Annotated in this window: 12 protein-coding genes; 3 read left to right on the top strand and 9 right to left on the bottom strand. The window is 68.1% G+C overall.

The window, feature by feature from the left end; translation table 11 throughout:
* The first annotated feature begins 13 nt into the window (after nucleotides 1–13).
* Together ACYQ78_RS30775 and ACYQ78_RS30770 are read left to right on the top strand one after the other, a co-directional pair.
* A complete protein-coding gene (locus ACYQ78_RS30775; RefSeq protein WP_459804459.1) occupies nucleotides 14–460 on the top strand; it encodes a serine/threonine-protein kinase in 447 nt (148 codons plus the stop codon).
* Complete coding sequence (locus ACYQ78_RS30770; RefSeq protein ID WP_459804458.1) at nucleotides 457–1965, top strand: protein kinase family protein; 1509 nt, start codon at nucleotides 457–459, stop codon at nucleotides 1963–1965. The genes ACYQ78_RS30775 and ACYQ78_RS30770 overlap by 4 nt, the downstream gene beginning before the upstream one ends.
* 89 nt (nucleotides 1966–2054) lie before the next feature.
* On the opposite strand, the gene ACYQ78_RS30765 is transcribed toward ACYQ78_RS30770, so the two are convergent.
* From ACYQ78_RS30765 to ACYQ78_RS30730, 8 genes are all read right to left on the bottom strand, one after another.
* Entirely contained in the window at nucleotides 2055–3044 is a 990-nt protein-coding gene (locus ACYQ78_RS30765) for a WxL protein peptidoglycan domain-containing protein (RefSeq protein ID WP_459804457.1), read from the bottom strand.
* 63 nt (nucleotides 3045–3107) lie between these two features.
* On the bottom strand, nucleotides 3108–3728 hold the full coding sequence (locus ACYQ78_RS30760) for a hypothetical protein (protein WP_459804456.1): 621 nt from the start codon (nucleotides 3726–3728) through the stop codon (nucleotides 3108–3110).
* 49 nt (nucleotides 3729–3777) lie between these two features.
* Complete coding sequence (locus ACYQ78_RS30755; protein WP_459804455.1) at nucleotides 3778–6879, bottom strand: family 43 glycosylhydrolase; 3102 nt, start codon at nucleotides 6877–6879, stop codon at nucleotides 3778–3780.
* Nucleotides 6880–6942: 63 nt separating this feature from the next.
* Entirely contained in the window at nucleotides 6943–11682 is a 4740-nt protein-coding gene (locus ACYQ78_RS30750; protein ID WP_459804454.1) for a discoidin domain-containing protein, read from the bottom strand.
* Between the two features lie 111 nt (nucleotides 11683–11793).
* Complete coding sequence (locus tag ACYQ78_RS30745; RefSeq protein WP_459804453.1) at nucleotides 11794–13626, bottom strand: glycoside hydrolase family 127 protein; 1833 nt, start codon at nucleotides 13624–13626, stop codon at nucleotides 11794–11796.
* Nucleotides 13619–14383 (bottom strand): carbohydrate ABC transporter permease, encoded by a 765-nt coding sequence (locus ACYQ78_RS30740; RefSeq protein WP_459804452.1) that lies wholly within the window; start codon nucleotides 14381–14383, stop codon nucleotides 13619–13621. Before ACYQ78_RS30740 ends, ACYQ78_RS30745 begins: the two co-directional genes overlap by 8 nt.
* Complete coding sequence (locus tag ACYQ78_RS30735; RefSeq protein WP_459804451.1) at nucleotides 14380–15216, bottom strand: carbohydrate ABC transporter permease; 837 nt, start codon at nucleotides 15214–15216, stop codon at nucleotides 14380–14382. Before ACYQ78_RS30735 ends, ACYQ78_RS30740 begins: the two co-directional genes overlap by 4 nt.
* 98 nt (nucleotides 15217–15314) lie before the next feature.
* Nucleotides 15315–16463, bottom strand: a complete 1149-nt coding sequence (locus tag ACYQ78_RS30730; protein WP_459804450.1) for an ABC transporter substrate-binding protein — start codon at nucleotides 16461–16463, stop codon at nucleotides 15315–15317.
* A gap of 291 nt (nucleotides 16464–16754) precedes the next feature.
* Here ACYQ78_RS30730 and ACYQ78_RS30725 point away from each other — a divergent pair, with 291 nt between their 5' ends.
* Nucleotides 16755–17774, top strand: coding sequence for a LacI family DNA-binding transcriptional regulator (locus tag ACYQ78_RS30725; RefSeq protein ID WP_459804449.1), 1020 nt, complete (start codon nucleotides 16755–16757; stop codon nucleotides 17772–17774).
* Here the strand turns inward: ACYQ78_RS30725 and ACYQ78_RS30720 are convergent.
* Nucleotides 17771–18916, bottom strand: coding sequence for an acetyl-CoA C-acetyltransferase (locus tag ACYQ78_RS30720; protein ID WP_459804448.1), 1146 nt, complete (start codon nucleotides 18914–18916; stop codon nucleotides 17771–17773). The genes ACYQ78_RS30725 and ACYQ78_RS30720 overlap by 4 nt on opposite strands.
* Nucleotides 18917–18982 lie beyond the last annotated feature (66 nt).

The raw sequence follows: 18982 nt of genomic DNA, 5'->3' as shown, positions 1-18982 counted from the left end.
AAGGGCCGTTGCGATGGAACCTGGAGCGGTTCTGGGCGGCCGCTACAGGCTCCTGACCCGGCTCGGGCAGGGTGGGATGGGCGAGGTCTGGTCCGCCACCGACCAGGAGCTCGACCGCCAGGTCGCACTGAAGATTCTTCTGGCCCAGCTGAACGACGATCCGGAGCTGATCACCCGGCTGGAGCGCGAGGCGAAGACGGCGGCGGGCCTGCGCCACAGAGGGATCACCGTCGTCCACGACATCGGGCGGCACGACGGATATCCGTTCTTCGTGATGGAGTTACTCGAAGGCACCGACTTCAGGACTCTGACGGCCGGGGCGCCGACGGGGCTGCCGGTGAAGCGGGTGGCCGGATTACTGGCACAGGTGGCCGACGCGCTGGCGTACGCGCATCGCAAAGGGGTCGTGCATCGCGACATCAAACCGGCCAACCTCATGGAGCTCGACGAAGGCGGGTGAAGATCTGCGACTTCGGCATCGCCCGCTACGCCGACGCCACCACCCACCTCACCGCCTCGGGCGGGATCATCGGTTCTCCCGCCTTCATGGCGCCCGAGCAATATCGCGGCGAGCCGATCGACGCGCGGACCGACCTCTACGCTCTCGGCTGCACGCTCCACACCATGCTGACCGGTCAGCCACCTTTCACCGGAGCGTTCGTCACGCTCATGCACCACCATCTGACGATGCCTCCGCCCAGGCTCACCGAAGTGCGGCCGGATATACCGGCCGAGCTGGAACGCCTCGCGCTGAGACTGCTGGCCAAGGATCCGCGCGAGCGTCCCTCGTCCGCCGAGGAAGTGGCCACCACCCTCCACGCGGCCGACTCGATCGGCGTCACGCCGCCCGCCGCAGCTCCAGCGCTCGCCCGCCGTCCGGTCGCACCGATACGAGCCGTTCCACCGAACGTTCCCTCCACGCGCCCTGTGATGACGAACGTGGCACCGCACCGCTCAGCTGCGGAGATCCGCCGCCGCAGGATCCTCGAGGTGGCCATCTTCGCCGTCGGCATCACCGCCGTACCCGTCCTGTACATCCTTTTCGGGACCGAGGATGAGCTGATCACCTATGGTTCCGAGCAGCCATCACGGTCGCAACCACAAGGCGGGCCGACCGTTGTCCGCACCCTGGCCGTCCCCCGATCTCCGATGAGAAACGTGGTGTTCAGTCCCGACGGCGAAATCCTGGCCGTGGGCTACTCCGACAACGTGAGCCTGTGGAGTTGGACCACCAGCCGCCCTTTGGCCGCCGTCGAAAGCCATGCCGGCGCGCTCGCGTTCAGCCCGGACGGCAAGTTCCTCGCCACCGGCGTGGGAAAGGCCGTCCGGCTGACACAGGTGACGACCCGTCGCGAGGCGGCCACCTTCAAGGGCCTTTCCGGCGCCGCCGAGAAGTTGACGTTCAGCCCGGACGGCAAGCAGTTGGCCGCCACCGACGAGAGGAAGGTCCGGGTGTGGAGGACGTCCGACGGCCACCTCACCAGAACCCTCTCTCATCCCGGTGACCTGATGGCGATCACCTTCAGTCCCGACGGCAGGCTCCTCGCCACCAGCGGCAGGGATGGCAGGGTGCGCGTCTGGGATATCGCCGAAGGTCGCGTCAGCCACACCTTCGCCGCCCTGGTCGCCGGGGGCCTGGCCTTCGCTCCCGACGGGCAGCTGCTGATCGGTGGTTCGCAGGTCGTGTCGTTCTGGTTCCTCAATGCTGACGATCCGCGCTCTCCCAAGGCCGCCTTGGGAAACTTCGATTCCGTCGCGGCGTTGGCGCTCAGCCCGGACGGGCTGCGAATCGCCACCGGCGATTCCCTCAGTGGCCAAAAGGGCGTGCAACTGTGGGACGTGGTCACCGGCCGCAGCACGGGCACTCTCGGAAACGGTCACGTCGGCTCGCTCGCCTTCAGCCCCGACGGCGACATGCTGGCCGTCGGCGATGACGAAGAGGTCACCTTGTGGCGGCTCCGATGAGTCCACGACCCGAGAAGCGGCCCCCGCCGGGGCGGCCCGGCCGCGATACAAGCCGGGCGCGCCCACTGCCGTAGACCCGGAAACAGGCCCTAGACGCCGCTCGCCTGGGCGCGGCCCTCGTCGCGGGCTCTGGCCAGCATGTTCTCCAGGTGCCGCCTGCGGCGCTTGGTGATGGCCCGGTAGGCGAAGAAGAGGACCACGAGCAGCGCGATCAGTGCGAGCTGCGGCCACGGGACGGTCCAGACCGTCACGGCGGCGCTCATGGGCGAGCCGCCCTCGACCGAGGGGGTCACGGTGACGTTGGCGGACATCGGGCCCAGCGCCCAGACTCCGTTGATCTTCGTCTCGACCGTCCGGCTGTCGCCGGGGAAGATCTCCGCCACGTCGGCCTTGCCGTCGCGTTCGGCCAGGCCGGTGAGGTCGCTGACGGCCACCGCGCCCGCTCCGCTCGCCGCGACGTTGCCCTCGTTGGTCGCGGTGTACTTGACCGTGACGGTCCCGGAGGTGAAGGGGTTCCACGTCTGGTCGTAACTGGCCGACAGGCCGCTGACCGCGACCGCCGCCTTGATGTCGCCGGTCGCGCGCATCATGACCCGGAAGCCCACGCGGCTCTCGACGGCCACGGTGCCGTTGGCGCTGTGCACCGCCGCGGCGATGCCGGCGGGGTGGTCGCCGGGGGTGGCGTTCCGCGGCACGGTGATCGTGAACGGCACGACCTTGGTCTCGTTGGGGCCGACCTTGATCTCGTTCTGGACGTCGATCCAGGTGCCGCCGTCCTTGGAGGTCTGGTTCGACTGGAGCATGTTGAAGCGGCCCTTGTCGGTGAGGTAGCCGTCGGCCGCCTTCAGCGAGAAGGTCGCGGCGCCGTCACTGAAGTTCCGCACGGCCAGGTGCTCGGTCACGGTGGCACCTGGGTCGAGGGACAGTTCGATCCAGCGGCGGCCGTCGGGTCCGGCCGCGGTGGCCGGCTGAACCGACCAGGTGAGCGTGTCCTTCTCCGGCTCGGCCATCGCGGCGGCGGGCCAGAGGGGCACGGTCATGAGCGCCGCCGCGAGCACGGCGAGGGTTTTTCTGATCACGAGGCCCTCCGGAGAAAGGGACGGTGGGGGGCCGCGGAAACCGCGGCCCCCCACCGGGGACTACTACTCGAACAGGGACAGCGTCAGCGTCGAGCTGTAGGAACCGGCGGCCACGTCGGCCGGGGTCTTCAGGGTCAGATCGGCGTTGACCTTGTACGAGCCCTCGGTGACCTCGGCGGAGTCGAAGGTCGAGACGAGCAGCTCCTGGTCGACCAGACCGACGTTGTTGCCCGGCTGGGTCGGGGCGTCGAGGACGGTCACGACCTCCTCGCCCTCGGCGACCAGGCCGGTGTCGCCACCGTCGATCAGGTTCGGCTTCCAGCCGAGGTGGCCGGCGCTGATGGGCGCCTGGCCGGCGTTGCCGGTGAAGTCGGACGCGTTGCCCAGAACGGCCCACGCGGCGCCGTCGGGGATCTCGTCGCCGGTACGGGTGTCGGTGACGGTCACCGTCGGGAGGGTGCCGGTGAACTGGCGCTCCTCCAGGGTCGAGCCTTCCTCGGCCAGGGCGACCGAGTTGGAGGAGACCGACATGGCGAGGACGCCCGGCTCCTCGATCGGCGCGATGTCGACGGTCACCGCGACGTCGGTGCTGTCACCGGGGTCGGCCATGGCCGCACCCGTGAAGCCGACGGTGGTGGTCATGGCGACGGCGGCGGCGAGCAGCCATTTGTGCTGGATTTTCATGAAATGCTCCACCTTGGGGGGTTTTTCTAATTATGAGGGTTTTGGGACATTAGTTACAGGTGAGGGCGGCGTAATCCTCGGTGTATTCCGAGGTCGTCTCCTCACCGTCGACCGTCCCGCTGGCGGTGACCGTGACCGAACCCGCCGCGATCGAGGCCGTGCGAGTGGCGAACGACTGGTAGGCGTTACCGCCCGGCGCGACGTTCGCGAACGTCTTCTCGCCGAAAGCGGTCTCGACCTGCACGCCGATGGCCGCGTCGTGGTCGTTGCGCACCTGCACGGCCACGTACGCCTTGCCGGCCAGGCAGCGGGGCGTGACGGTGGTCGTGACGGGGATCACGGACGGCTCCTCGGGAGCCGGTTCCTGGGCGAAGACCCGCCACTCCGTGATCGCGACCGCGGAGTAGGTGGTGCCGTTGCCGTTGGCCCGGATCGTGGCCCGCACCCGGGACGTGGTGATCGGGGTGAAGGTGACGCTGTTGAACGCCGTCGTGCTGGTGCCGTAGGCAGACGGGTTCGGAACGTCCTTCCACGCCGAGGCGGCCTCGTCCCAGTACTGCAGCACCCAGCCGTCGGGCTGGGCGACTCCGTCACCGGTGCCCTGGTTGGAGTCGCGCCAGAACTTCAGCTCGGAGCTGATGATCCGGACCGGGCGGGCCCAGTCGTACTGGGTCCAGAGAGTGGCCGGGCGGGTGCCCGACCAGGTGCCCCAGATCTGCGCCTGACTCGGGTTGGCCGGGTCGGCGTTGTCGTTGAGGGCGGTGACCGCGTTCCAGCCCGCCGTGTACGAGGCGGTCGGGGTCGCGATGGGGGCGATGTTGCCGTTGAGGGGAGCCGACAGGTCGGCCGGGATGACGACCGTCTTGGCGGTCTCGATGTTGCCCGCCTTGTCGGTCGCCCGGTACGACACCGTGTACTTGCTGGCGTCGGGCGCGGAGATGACCCCACCGGCGATGGGGGTCCACGGGCCGGTGCCGATGGCGTACTCGATGGTCGCGACGCCGGAGGTCAGGTCGCTGGAGAGGACCTTGACCGTCCGGGCGGCGGCGTTCAGCGTGCCCACGCTGGTCGGCGCCACGGAGTCGATCTTGACGGCCACGCTGGCGGTGTCGGAGACGTTGCCGGCGCGGTCGGTGGCCTTGGCGGTGACGGTGTGCTCGCCCTCGCCCGTGACGTTGGCGTCGGCCTGACGGGCGTCGTTGGTGACGACCGCCGCGGCGTTGTCGACCTTCGTCTCGATGGTCATCCGGCCGCCGCTGTCGTCGACGGCCGCGGCGCGGACCCGGACCGCCGAGCGGTACCAGCCGTTGCTGCCGGCGCTGCCGCTCGGGGTGAGGGTCAGCGTGGGCTTGGTGACGTCGCCTTCGGTGCCCTCCAGCGGGAGGACGGTGACCTGGGCGGTGATGCGAGAGGCGGCGTAGCCGAGCACGGTCCCCTGGATGGAGAGCGTGCCGGGCGCGGCGACCTGCTCGGCGGTCAGCGCGTCCCAGTAGACCGGGATCTGCAGCGGGTCACCGGTGCCGAAGCTCACGGGGACGGTGGAGGGCAGTTCGCGCTCGCCCACCTCGACGCGGACGGCGGGCGGGGTGACCGAGGCCGGCTGGGCGGCCAGGATCTTCCACTCCTCGACCGCGACGGCCGAGTAGGTGCTGCCGTTGGTCGAGGCGTTGAAGGTCGCGCGGACCTGCGTGGTGGTGACGGGGTCGAAGTTGGTGTTCTGGTAGCCGTTGGTGGCCGTGCCGTACCCGCTCGGGTTGGGCACGTCGGCCCACTGGCTCGTGGCGAGGTTCCAGTACTGGATCTTCCAGTTGGCCGGAGCCGCGACGCCGACGCCGGTGCCCTGCTGCGAGTCGTTCCAGAAGTCGATCTGGGAGCCGGAGATCCGCATCGGCTGGTCCCAGGTGTACTGGGCCCACTGCTGCGGCGGGTTGTTCCCGGTCCAGGTGCCCCACATGTCCGGGGGCAGCGGGTTGGGCCGCACGAGTTCGTCGTTGAGCGACTTGATCCAGTACTGGGTCGGAACCGGCTCGTTCGAGACGGTGGCCTTCGCCTCCTGCGCGATGTTCGCGCGGGGGGTGAGGTCGCGGCCCTTGGCCGGAGTCGGCGTGACCATCTTCATGCGGGGCGGGGTCTGGGTGTCGTCCCACTCGACCGGGTCGATCGCGACCGAGCGGCGGAAGTGGTTGCCGCCGACGGCGTCGGCCGTGTGGTAGGCGATGTACCACTTGCCGTTGAACTCCAGGATGCCCGGGTGGCTGGTGGTCGAGGAGACCGGCTTGAGCACCGTGCCGCGGTAGGTCCACGGGCCCTCGGGGGCCGAGGCCGTCGCGTACGCGATGCAGGCGTGGTAGTTCGCCGGGGTGCAGGCCGAGGTCGGACCGGCGTTGTTGCCGGCGTAGGCCATGTAGTAGGTGCTGCCGCGCTTGAACGCCCAGGCCGCCTCGAAGAAGCCGGTCAGGCCGGTGACGGTGCGCGTGGTCGTGACGGGGGTCTTCATGTCGGAGGCGAGTTCCAGCATTCTCAGGTTGCTGAACGAACCCCACCAGATGAAGACGCGCTGCCCGTCGATCAGGATCGTCGGGTCGATGTTGTGGATCGTGTTGGCCGTGGGCACCCGCTGGGAGATCAGCGGCCCGCCGATGTAGTCGGTCCACGGACCGGTCGGCGAGGTCGAGACGGCCACACCGATGGCGAACTTGTCGGAGGCCGTGCTGTCCCGCTCGTTGATCGGGACGTACCAGTAGTAGCGGCCGTCCAGACCCCGGACCACCTGACCGGCGTACGCGCGGGCGGGGGTCGCCCAGGCGAAGACGGCCTCGGGACGCATCAGGGACGGGTAGTGGGTCCACTCACCGGCGGCGACGTCGGTGGTCTTGAAGGCACCCCACTCGTTCATGATGAAGTCGTTGGTGGTGGCCCCGGCCTGGTCGTGGCCGGTGTAGATGTACAGCTCGTCCTTGCCGCTGGTGTTACCCGCGGCGCCGGCCGGGATGACGATCGGGGCGGGGTCGGCGGAGTAGTAGCTGCCGTCCTTCAGGATCGGGTTGACCGTGCTGGTGAACGTGGTCTCGGCGTGAGCCGGAGCGGATATCCCGATCAGGCTCGCGGCTACAAGCGAGGCGGCCGCGGCCGCCCGTATGGCGATCTTCAAGGTGCTCGTCCTTAACCGTCGGCAGGGGTGGCGGCGCCACGAGGACGCCGCCACCAGGGGGTGCTAGCCGCAGTTCTGCGCGCCGAAGGGCACCGTGGACGTCTCGGTGACCGGCAGGCCACCAACGGTTCCGGTGACCTTCACGGTCGCGTTGCCCGCCTGAATGGTCTTGGCGCGGGTGTTGAACGACTGGAAGGCGTTCTTGCCGGGCGCCACGTTGGCCACGGTCTTCGAGCCGTACGGCGTGATGAGCTCGATCGTGACCGGCCCGTCGGTGTCGTTACGGACGTTGAGCGAGACGTAGGCGTTGGTGCCCGTGCACTGGGTCTTCGGCGTCGAGGTGACCGCGAACTGCGGACCGCCCTCGCCGACCACCAGCTTCAGCGTGGTCTTGATCGTGCCGGCCTCACTGACGTAGGGCGGCAGGATCAGGTCGCCGATGATGGTGTAGGTGCCGTCGGTCTGCACGACCGCCGGGTTGAAGTTCCAGTTGACCCCGATGGCCTGGTTGTCCCGGGAGCCGTCGTTGTACGAGACGGACACCTTGGTGGGCAGGACGGGCAGCTCGCCGACCGCGACGTGCTGCTCGAAGGTCTCGGCGCCCTGGATCGAGATGCCGTCGTCGGACATCTCGGGACGGACGTAGATCCGCGCTTCGGCGATGAGGCCGTAGGCGTCGTTGGTGCCGTACACCACGAACGGGTCGACGTTGGTCTCGGCGACCTGGTCGGCGGTGATGGGCTGCCACTTGAAGGCCACGGTGCCGGCGGCACCGCTGGTGTACTTCGCGTCGAGCGTCGCCGGGAGGGTCGGGATCATGCCGACACCGGTCCGGATCAGCACCGGGGAGGCCACCGAGTCGACGGTCTCACCGTTGGCGCGCCAGCGCAGGACGCCGGTTCCGGCGCCACCGGTCTGGAGACCGAAGATCCGGATGCGGATCCGGCTCGTGGTGACCGGCGCGAAGTTGAACTTGTTGTACGTGTTGAGCGTCAGACCGGCGGCGTACGTGGACCCGTTGTTGAGGGTGACGGGGGTCCAGGTGGTGCCGTCGTTGCTGGTCTCGATGACGTAGCCGGTGGCCGACGGGCGACGGGTGCCGCCGTTGTCGTCGTACCAGTAGATGTCGGTCGAGGAGAGCCGGACCGGCGAGGTCCAGGTGTACTGGAGGTACGCCTCGGTCGCCGGGCTGGTGCCGTTGCGCGGCTGGCCCCAGTTGCCCCAGCCGTTGCCGGCGCCGGGGTTGGAGTTGGCCGGGTTGGTGGCCTCGTTGACGCGGTTCTGGTTCTCCCACGACGCGGAGCCGCTGGAGGAGATGGTCGCCGAGGCGCCGAACTCGGCGGCCACGGCCTTCTTGGCGAGGGTCACGTTGACGTTGGCGGTCGACCGCTTCTCGCCGTCGTCGGCGAAGAACCGGAAGACGTAGTCGCCTTCGACGGTGCCGGTCACGCGGGTGGCCAGCGCCTTCGGGTCGGTGAAGATGACGCCCGCGCCGGCCGGAGCCGAGACGGTCTCCCACCCGTAGGTGAGCTCGCTGTCGTAGGGCACGCCGTCGTCGGAGAAGGTGCCGACCACGCGGGAGGACAGGTTGCCGTCCTGCGAGGCGTCCCGGACCGCGGTGACGGTCGGGGCCTGGTTGGTGACCGACGGGACCTCACGGTCGGAGTCGAACACCTGGATCTCGGAGATCGCGGTGTAGTAGGTCGGGCTGTTGGTGAAGACGACGCGCACCTTGTCGGCGGTCACCTTCGGGAACAGCGCCTCGTTGAACTTGGCGGTCGTGGCGGCCGGGTTCTTGAACTGGCCGGGCACTTCCTTCCAGCCACCGCTGCCGTTCGGCACCTGGATCCACCAGCGCGAGGGCTCGTGGTAGCCACCGGCCTGGCGGTCGGAGACGAAGAACGACTTGACGTTGTCGAACGTCTTGGCCGAACCGAAGTCCAGCTCGACGTAGCCGTTCTTGTCGGTGGTGCCGTAGTTGCCCCAGTAGGGCTCGTTGGCGGTCACACCGTCGTTGACGGCGGACAGCGCCACCGGGCGCTCCAGCTCCTTGATGGCGCCGGGGGTGTAGTTCATCGAGGTGGTGCTGTAACCCGGGGTGTGGAACTGACGCCACGCGGCGGGGCGGGCGCCCTGCTGGGTGTACGACGAGCTCAGGGTCGCGCCCTTGGCCAGGTTGGCCGAGTCCTCGGTCAGGTCGATGCCGGCCGTCTTGAGGTAGGAGACGACGCGCTCGTCCTCGATCGGGGTGTTGACCGAGGTCGGGAAGTTGGCGCCCGCGTTGGCCTGGAAGGTCACGGTGAGACCGGCGCCGGGGGCGGGGGTCACGGTGTTGGCGGCCGGGTCGTAGGTGACGTGGCCCAGCTTGTCGGTGGTGAACTTCTTCTCACCGTTGAGGAACAGGCTGTAGCCGGTGCCGAGACCGTAGGCGGTGCCGTCCGGGTCCCAGACCAGGGTGACGTCCTGGCCGTGGTACTTCAGGTTGTTGACCATGAAGTGCTCGTAACCGAAGTTGATCGGCCAGAGCTCGATCTTGTCGTCGGTACGCGGCTGAATTCCACCCATGTCCTCGACATAGATGTAGTTCATGTTGCCGAGCATCACGTGGTTCGGGTTGTTGCGGTTGTACGTCTTGGTGGTCGGGTTCCAGTTGGAGTAGTACTCCGACTGGTTCGGCACCCGCATGTCACCGGCCGGGTAGATGCTCCAGGCCATCCAGTCGAGCAGCCGCTTGGCGTACGCCGGGGTGATGTACTTGCCCGTCGGGTCGTAGTGCCGCAGCGCCGACCGCACCGCGCGGTACTGCACGGTGAAGTTGATGTTGGAGAAGTTGTTCGAGCCGCCGATTCCGTAGGCCGTCCGGTCGTACTGGTTGGCCGTGTAGAACGGGAAGATCGGGAAGTTGTCGCCGTAGGTCAGGAAGCGGAAACCGTCGACGTACGTGCTCGCCTGGTCGAAGGGGATCAGGTTCTCGGAGTAGACGTCGTAGAGGTTCGACTCCTTGGCCGGGATGCTCTTGCGGGCCGCGACCGGGAGCGGGTTCGCGGTGCCGTTGGAGGTCGCGGCGCTGGTGGCGCCGTACGAGGTCTCCGCCAGGAACATCTTGGTGTCCGGGCTCCACAGGTTGGTGAGGATGGAGTCACGGATGGCGTTGGCCTTGGTGCCCATCTCGTCGACCTTGGCCTGCGGGGCGCCGGCGATCGAGTAGAGCTGCTTGGCGGCGTCGAACGCGCCCCACACGTAGGCCGACTCGGGACGCTCGATGGTCCGGGCGCCGGGGGCGCTCGCACCGGTCTTCGGGAAGCCGAAGGAGATGGCGTCCGCGTCGTTGCCGGGCATGTAGTTGGTGTCGTAGGCGATCAGGTTGTCGCCGTCACCGTCGTAGTGCTCCAGCTGGCCCTTGCCGTCGCCCTCGAAGAACTTGGCGAACTTGTCGGCGACCTGGGCGCCACCACCGTGCACCTCGTAGGCCTCCAGGCCCGCGGTGCCGATGTACTGCGAGTAGTGGTTGTTCCAGCTCGTGTGACCCGGGCTGTCCAGGAACGCCGAGGAGCCCGAGAGCTCACCGATGTTGAGGATCTGGCCGTAGGGCAGGTACGGCGTACGCAGCCACTTGGTGTCCTGCAGGTGCATCGGCTGGGTCAGCGCCACCGCGTTCTGATAGAGGTTCACGCCCTCGATCGTGGTGGGGTACTGGTAGACGTAGCCGGTCGCGTTGGCGTCGAGCGTGTTGTACCGCTCGCCCCACCAGCGGTAGACGATGGCCTTCTCCAGCGCGGCGTCCGGAACGTCGATGTAGGGGACGTCCTTGGCCCACTGGCGGTTGAACGCGGTGATGCCGTCCTTGACGGCGTTGGCCGGGCTCTTGGCCGCGTAGGCGTTGTACTCGGTGGTGGCCTGCGGCAGCGAGTCCTGAGTCACCGCGCCGACGACCGACAGCGAGACCGAGCCACCGGCCGGAACCGTGATCTCACGGTCCAGGTTGGCGCCGGTACGGGTGAAGCCGTTACCGGTCAGGTTGACCCGGATCTGGTTCCACGGGGTGTCGATCAGACCGTTGTTCGAACCACTCGTGATGGTCCGGGTGCCGGTCAGCTCGGCGTTGTTCGCACCGGCCTGGGTGGCCAGCGGCGAGGCCGCGCGGACCGTGAAGGTCGCCGCGGAACCGCCGGGGTTGTTGAACGTGATCGCGGTGACCGCGACGTTCTCGTACGTGATGAACTTGGTCAGATCGGCGGTGACGCCGGTCGTGCCGACCGTGTACTGGCTCTTGGCGTGGGAGGGCGCGTTGAACCGGTTGGCGTTCACCTCGGTCACGGTCTGGCCGGGGACGGTGACCGTGTAGAAGTTGCCGAGGTTGTTCGGGCCGCCGACGAAGGCGCTGCCGGCGAAGCCCATGGTGGTGAAGTTGGCGTTGCTGGCGCCGCGCATGTACAGCGAGCGGCCGCGGGTCATCAGTACGGCCGACCCGATCGCGCCCTTCACACCGAGGATGCGGTCGAGGTAGTAGTCCGTTCCACCGGCCGCGAGGTCCTTGTCGAAGATCGACTGGTGCATACTTGAGGCGGTGAACGGAACACCGGGCTTGACCTGGTTGGCGACGTCTCCGACGTTGCTGTAAACCGGGTCGCCGATCTCCATGACATGGTTCTGGCCGTTGGTGTACTTACCGACGTCGCCTTCGTTGCCGGGGACAATCGGGCTTGCGGCGTGGGCGGCGGGCGGCAGGCTGACCAGGCCCGCCACAGTGAGCGCAGCCAGGGCGAGCCACGTGGGCGCCCTGCCTATGCGTCTGGCACTCATTAGACTTCCTCCAGGTACCGGGATCGGTCGGGGTTGCTCGTGAGGGGTGAATCTCGGTCAGGTCGCCGGACGGCGTGGACGCGTCGTCCGGCGACGGTGAAAGGGGACCCGTTACCGCGTTCCCCCAGAGAACGCGGGATCGGGATCGACAGGGAGCCAGACCCGCATGGTCGCGGGCCCGTGATTGCCCCAGCGGTGGTAGGCCACGAGCCGGAGGGTGATCGGCTCCTCCACCGGGGTTTCCTTCTCGGCCGTGTACGGCCATCCGGTCGGCGCCCCTGAGATCAGCGCCGCCTTGACGTCCAGCTCGATGGCCCCGTCGACCACCTGTTCCACGGGCTCGTCCGCCCGGACCACGACGTCGGCCAGCGGGGGGTGGTCCCCCACCGACTCGGCGCAGTAGACCAGCGGGCCGCGCTCGATCGCCACGCTGCCGCGGATCGCGTCGATCCGGGCGTCCGGCACGGTCCACCGTGCCGCCATCGGAAGGTCGAGGGTGATGACGTCACCGGGACGCCAGCCCTCGGAGGACTCGGCCACCGCGTAGCCGGGCGAGACCGCCCGCGTGGTGCCGCCGTACGAGAGGGTCGCGCCGTCGGCCCAGGAGGGCACGCGCAGCGAAATGGTTGCGCTACCACCCTCGACCACGCGAAGCCCGACGGATCCCGACCAGGGATAGTCGGTCTCCACCTTCAGTACCAGCCCGTCGTGCCGGATCTCGGAGGGCGTGTAGTGGTGGACGCGCACCCCCGAGTCGTCCGCGGCGGCAAGGTAGGCCGGCAGCGAGGCGAACGTGCGGGCTATGTTGTTCGGGCAGCAGGACACCGTGAACCACGGCGAGCGCAGCCCGCCCTCGGCCGCGATGTTGATGCCCTCCAGCGGTTCGGCGGGCACCCTGACCTGCAGCGGGTTGGCGTAGAAGAACGATCGGCCGTCGAGGGCGGGCGAGGTGGCCAGCACGTTGTAGAGGGTGCGCTCGGCCAGGTCGGCGTAGCGCGCGTCACCGGTGGCCAGCAGCAGCCGGTGCGAGAGCATGAACGAGGCCACACCGGCGCAGGTCTCGGAGTACGACCGGTCGGAGGGCAGCTCCCAGTCGTCGCCGAACGACTCGCCGAAGTGCCGCGAGCCCATCCCACCCGTGAGGTAGGTGCGCCGGGCGATCGTGGACTCCCACTGCGCCTCGACCGTCTTCAGCAGTTCCTGGTCGCCGGTCTCGATGGCGACGTCCACCACGCCGGAGGCCAGGTAGAGGGCGCGCACGGCGTGGCCGTGGAACACCTTCGCCTGCCGGACCGGGATGGCGTCCTGGAAGTAGCCGCGGCCGAACTCGATGTCGGCGAGGGCGGGCAGCCCCCGGCGGTCGACGAACCGGCGGGCCATCTCCAGGTAGCGCTCGGTGCCGGTCACCCGGTAGAGCTCGACCAGGGCCATCTCGACCACGGGGTGCCCGCAGGTCTCGGTGGTCTCCATGAAGCGGTCACAGATGTGGTCGGCCGCCCGGGTGACGACCTGGGTGAGCTCGTCTTCGCCGTGCATCCGGAAGCGGGCCACGCCGGCCTGGATGAGGTGCCCATAGCAGTACAGCTCGTGGCCCCACTCGAAGTCGGTGTAGCGGGCGTCCTTCCACTTGGTGTTGAGGTAGCCGTCGGGCTCCTGGGCGCGGGCCACGGTCGCGGCCAGTTCCGGCAGCGCCGGGTGGTCTGCCCAGGCCATGCCTTCGAGCAGCTTGTAGATCTCCGAGTCGCTGAACTCCCGGCCTCCGCGCGGCAGTTCGCCGCGGAAGTTGCCGATCCAGCCTTCTCGCTCCATCCACTCCTGGCAGTGGGCCATCGTGGCCTCACGGTTCAGGTCGATCCGGGTGCCCCAGAAACCGGGTGACACGCGGACGGCGTCCAGGCCGAGAGGGGACAGCACACCGGAGGTGGGCAGCACAGGACTAGCCACGCAGAGCTCCTGACATGAATCCGCGCACGTAGTGGCGCTGAAGGACGAGGAAGAGGATCAGGCAGGGGATGGCCATGACCATGACGCCCGACTGCAACATGCCGTAGTTGATGGCGCCGAACGTGTTCTGCGTCATGCTCACCACGGCGACCGGGAGCGTGAAGCTGGCACCGTCGTTGAGCAGGATCAACGGTGCGAAGAAGTCGTTCCACGACGCCAGGAAGGCGAACAGGCCGACGGTGATCAGGGCGGGCCGCACCGCGCGGAGCAGGATGCGGGTGAAGGCGCGGAACGTTCCGCAGCCGTCGACCAGCGCCGCCTCCTCCAGTTCCTTCGGCAGCGCCTCGAACGCGTTGCGCATCATGAACAGCGCGAAAGGCAGCTGGAACATGACGAACACCAGCGCCACGCCGACCAGCGAGTTCTGCAGCCCGATGTAGCCCAGCAGGACGTACAGGGGGATGAGAACGGTCGCGTACGGCACCATCAGGATCGCCAGCGTGGCCAGGAACAGCAGGTTCTTGCCCGGGAACTGGAACCGGGCGAACGCGTAGCCGCCGAGCCCCGACACGAGCAGGGTGCCGATCACGGTCACGCCCGACACGATGATGCTGTTGGTCAGGTAGGTGCCCAGCCCCTCGCCGAACTGGGCCATCTCCACGTAGTTGTGCGGTTCCTCCAGCGATGCCCAGCCGCTCCACACGAGGGGGAACAGGAAGAGCACGGCCAGGGCCGACATCGTGGTGTAGTACCTCACTCCGGCCTCCTGAGGACCCGCATCTGCAGGGCGTTGAGTGCCACCAGGGCGACGAGCAGCACGACCGACAGGGCGGCGGCGCCGCCGAGGTCGAACCGGAGGAAGGCGTCGCGATAGATGACCATGACCATCGAGACGGTGCTGTTGTCCGGGCCGCCGTTGGTGAAGATGAAGAACTGGTCGAAGGCCAGCAGCGAACCGGTGACGCTCATGATGAGCATCAGGGCGATCGTGGGGCGCAGCAGCGGCAGCGTGATCTTGCGGAAGATCACCCAGCGGCTCGCGCCGTCGGTCCTGGCCGCCTCGTACACCGCGAGCGGGATGGCCTGCAGGCCGGTGAGCAGGATGAGCATGTTGAACCCCGCGAAGCGCCAGAGCACCAGCGCGATCGTGGAGAACAGGGCCATGTTCGGCGTGCCGATCCAGCTGATCGGCTCGTCGATGATGCCCAGGGTCCGCAGGATCGGGTCGATCGGGCCGAAGTCGCTGTTGAGCATGCCGTAGAACAGCAGGCCCGCCGCCGCGAACCCGACCGCGCCGGGCAGGAAGAACGCGGTGCGGAAGAACCCCACACCGGGTCGGCGCTCCTGCACGAGCATGGCCAGCCCGAGGGCGAACAGCGACAGGACGACCGTGATGATCACGGTGTACTTCAGCGTGAACCAGACGGAGTCGAGGAAGAGGGGATTGTCGGTGATCTTGGTGTAGTTGTCCGGGAAGTTGAGCTTCGCCTCACCCAGCAACGGCCACTTGTTCAGCGACATCCAGACGACGAGGACGAGTGGCGCCAGGAAGAGCACGACCACGATGACGGCGGTCGGGGCGGCGTACATCCACCCCTGTGCTCCTTGACGGCGCCACCAGGGCGGCGGCGCAGCGGCGGCGGAGGAACCGCCGCGCGCCGCACGCCCACGGGGACGTGTCAGGGTCGTCATGACTGCAGGGAGGCGTTAATCGCAGCGTTGAGCTCGGGAAGCTTGGCGGCGTCGCCGAAGATCGCCTCACGGGCCAGGCGGAGGAACGGTCCCTGCGGGTCGTTGAAGCTCTCACCGAACTTCAGCGCCATCGGGGTCTGACCCTTGCCGACCAGCGAGTTGATCAGGACCACGCGGGGGTCCTCGGCCGAGTACTTGTTGTTCGCCAGGTCGACCCGGGCGAGCACGTCCTTGTTCTTGGCCATGATCTCGACCTGCGCCTCGTCCGAGACCGACCAGGACAGGAAGTCCCAAGCGGCGTCGGCGTTCTTGCTGGTCGAGGAGATGCCGACCGAGTCGCCACCCACGAAGGTGGACTCGCCGCCGTCGGGGCCGGCGATCGGCGCAACACCGATCTTCATGTCCGCGGGCATCGAGCCGAGCGTGGTGGACGGCATCGGCATGACGCCGACCTCACCCTTGGGGAAGAAGCCGGTCCAGGTCGGGCCCTGCTCCTCCTTGGAGGTGGCGCCGGTGACGCCCTTCTCGTAGAGGCCGCGGTAGATGGAGAACACGTCCGTCATCGGCGACTTGTCGTTGAGCGACTCGGTGCCCTCGGCGTTCAGCGTCTGGCCGCCCGCGGCCCAGACCGCCGGCCAGAAGGTGAACACGTAGCAGCCACCGCAGTTGCCGCCGAAGAACGTGCCGCTGACCTTGCCGTCCTTGCCCAGCTTCTCCTGGACGGTGGTGGCCTGCTCGGCGAACTCCTTGAGCGAGGTCGGGCCCTTCTCAGGGTCGAGCCCGGCCTTCTCGTAGAGGTCCTTGTTCCAGAACCAGACCGAGAGGTCAAGCGTGTGCGGGAGGGTGTAGTTCTTGCCCTCCAGCGTGCCCAGCTTCATGTGCGACGGGGCCAGGCTGTCCTTGAACGGAAGGGCGTTGACCCGGTCCGTGATGTCCATGAACAGGCCCTGCGACGTGTAGTTGGGGACGAAGACCACGTCTGAGGCGAAGATGTCGGGCAGCTGCCCGGCTCCCGCGGCCGCGGCGACGCGCGGCTGGTAGTTGTCCGTCGGGATGACGGTCAGTTTCACCTGGTTCTTGTGGCCCGCGTTGTAGGCCTGAACCAGTCGCTCACTCTGAGCCTGGGTCGCGGCGCGCGTCCACATCGTGACCTCGACGGCTGGTGCGTCCGTCGCGGCGGGTGCCCCGGACTGCGGCGCAGCCTGCTCGCCGCCATCCGAACTTCCACACGCCGACATTAATGACACCAATGCGACCAACGCAGCACTGACCAGCACACGTGGCTTCATGGCCTGCTCCTTCCGATACCCCCCGAACCGACGACCGAAATCACCTAAAAGGTTTTCGTAACGTAGAAGAAACCTGCACTAGTGTCAACGGTATGCCGGGTATGATGCGGTTTGACCAGGAAGTGTCAGGCGAAAGGGTTTTCGGGAGTGACCACGAGACGCGCGACCATAACCGACGTGGCCGCCCTGGCGGGCGTCTCCGTCGCCACGGCCTCCAAAGCCCTGAACGGGCGCGACGACGTCCGCGCCACCACGAGACAGCTGGTCCTGGACGCCGCCGCCCAGCTCAGCTTCTCCCCCAATGTGCTGGCTCAGGGCCTGCTCAGCGGGCAGACGCGCACCGTCGGCCTGCTCACGAGCGACATGGTGGGCCGGTTCGGCATCCCCGTTCTGCTGGGTGCGGAAAACGCTTTCGGAGCCGGTGAGATGGCGGTGCTCCTCTGCGACGCCCGCGGCGACGCGATCCGGGAGCAGCACTACATCCGCACGCTGCTCTCCCGCCGCGTCGACGGCCTCATCGTGGTGGGCGAGAGCACCAACCCCCGGCCGTCCATCACCAAGGACGTCCCGGTCCCGGTGGTGTACGCCTACGCGCCCTCAGAGGACCCCAGGGACGTCTCGTTCGTCCCCGACGACCCCGGCGGCGCCAAGCTGGCCGTGCGCCACCTGATCGCGACCGGGCGCACCCGCATCGCCCACATCACCGGCCCGACCACCTACAAGGCCGCCACCGACCGGGCCGACGGAGTCCGCGAGACGCTGGAGGAGGCCGGCCTGGAACTGGTCGGCGAGACGCTGTACGGCGCCTGGTCGCAGCGCTGGGGGCGGCTCGCCGCCGACATGCTGCTGCTCAACGAACCGAAGATCGACGCGGTGTTCTGCGGCAACGACCAGATCGCCGCCGGATTCATCGAGGCCGCCAGGGAACGCGGCCGGCGGGTGCCCGACGACATCGCGGTCGTCGGCTACGACAACTGGGAGGTGCTGTCGGAGGAGACCCGGCCGACCCTCACCACGATCGACCCCGACCTGGAACGACTCGGCCACACCGCCGCGCAGCACCTGTTCGCCGCCATCGACGGAAAGGCCACGCCGGGTGTGCACAGCATGCCCACCCGGCTGGTCATACGCGATTCCACGGCACCGTCGATGCCGGAGGCGTTCTAGAGCCTTTCGATGATCGTGACGTTGGCCTGGCCGCCGCCCTCGCACATCGTCTGGAGGCCGTAGCGCCCGCCGGTGCGCTCCAGTTCGTGCAGGAGCTTGGTCATCAGGATCGCGCCGGTGCCGCCGAGCGGGTGGCCGAGCGCGATCGCGCCGCCGTTCGGGTTGGTCTTCTCGGGGTCGGCGCCGAGCTCCTTCAGCCACGCCATCGGGACCGGCGCGAACGCCTCGTTGATCTCGACGACGTCGATGTCGTCGATGGTCAGCCCGGCCCTCTTCAGGGCCTTCTTCGTCGCGGGGATCGGCGCGGTCAGCATGTAGACCGGGTCGTCGCCGGTGAGCGCCAGGGTCACGATGCGGGCCCTGGGCGTCAGACCATGATCGTGTACGGCCTGCTCCGAGGCCACCAGGATCGCGCCCGACCCGTCGGAGATCTGCGAGGAGGTGGCGGCGGTGATCCGGCCGCCCTCGCGCAGCAGCTTGAGCGAACCCATCTTCTCCAGCGTGGTGTCGGGGCGCGGCCCCTCGTCGTCTTCGACGCCGTTGACCTGGACGATCTGGTCTTTGAAGTAGCCGTTCGCGACGGCCTTGGCGGCGCGCTGGTGGCTCTCGTAGGCGTAGCGGTCCATGTCCTCGCGGGACAGATCCCACTTCTCGGCCATGAGCTCGGCGCCCCGGAACTGGGAGATCTCCTGCATGCCGTAGCGCTCGACCCACATCTCGCCGAACGGGAACGGCATGCCCTTCTCCAGGGCGGCCGTGATGCTGGACCCCATCGGGACGATCGACATCGACTCGACGCCCGCCGCCACCACCAGGTCCTGCGTCCCCGACATGACGCCCTGCGCGGCGAAGTGGATCGACTGCTGCGACGACCCGCACTGCCGGTCGATCGTGACGCCCGCCACGGTCTCGGGCAGGCCCGCGCTCAGCCAGGCGTTCCGCGCGATGTCCATGGACTGCGGCCCGAACTGCATGACACAGCCCATGATCACGTCATCGACGGCGGACGGGTCGACACCCGTCCGCTCGATGAGCTCCTTCAGCGGATACGCGGCCAGATCGACCGGATGGACGGCCGACAGCCCGGCCTTCTTCCTGCCGACGGGAGTACGAACCGCACCGACGATGTACGCCTCTGCCACGATGGCCTCCACCAGTTCACAAAACCGAGCAACATTCGGTCGTTACTTCGGAGGCTACCCCAGACC

Source organism: Herbidospora sp. RD11066 (assembly GCF_054661255.1).
This window is presented reverse-complemented; position numbering and strand designations above follow the sequence as displayed.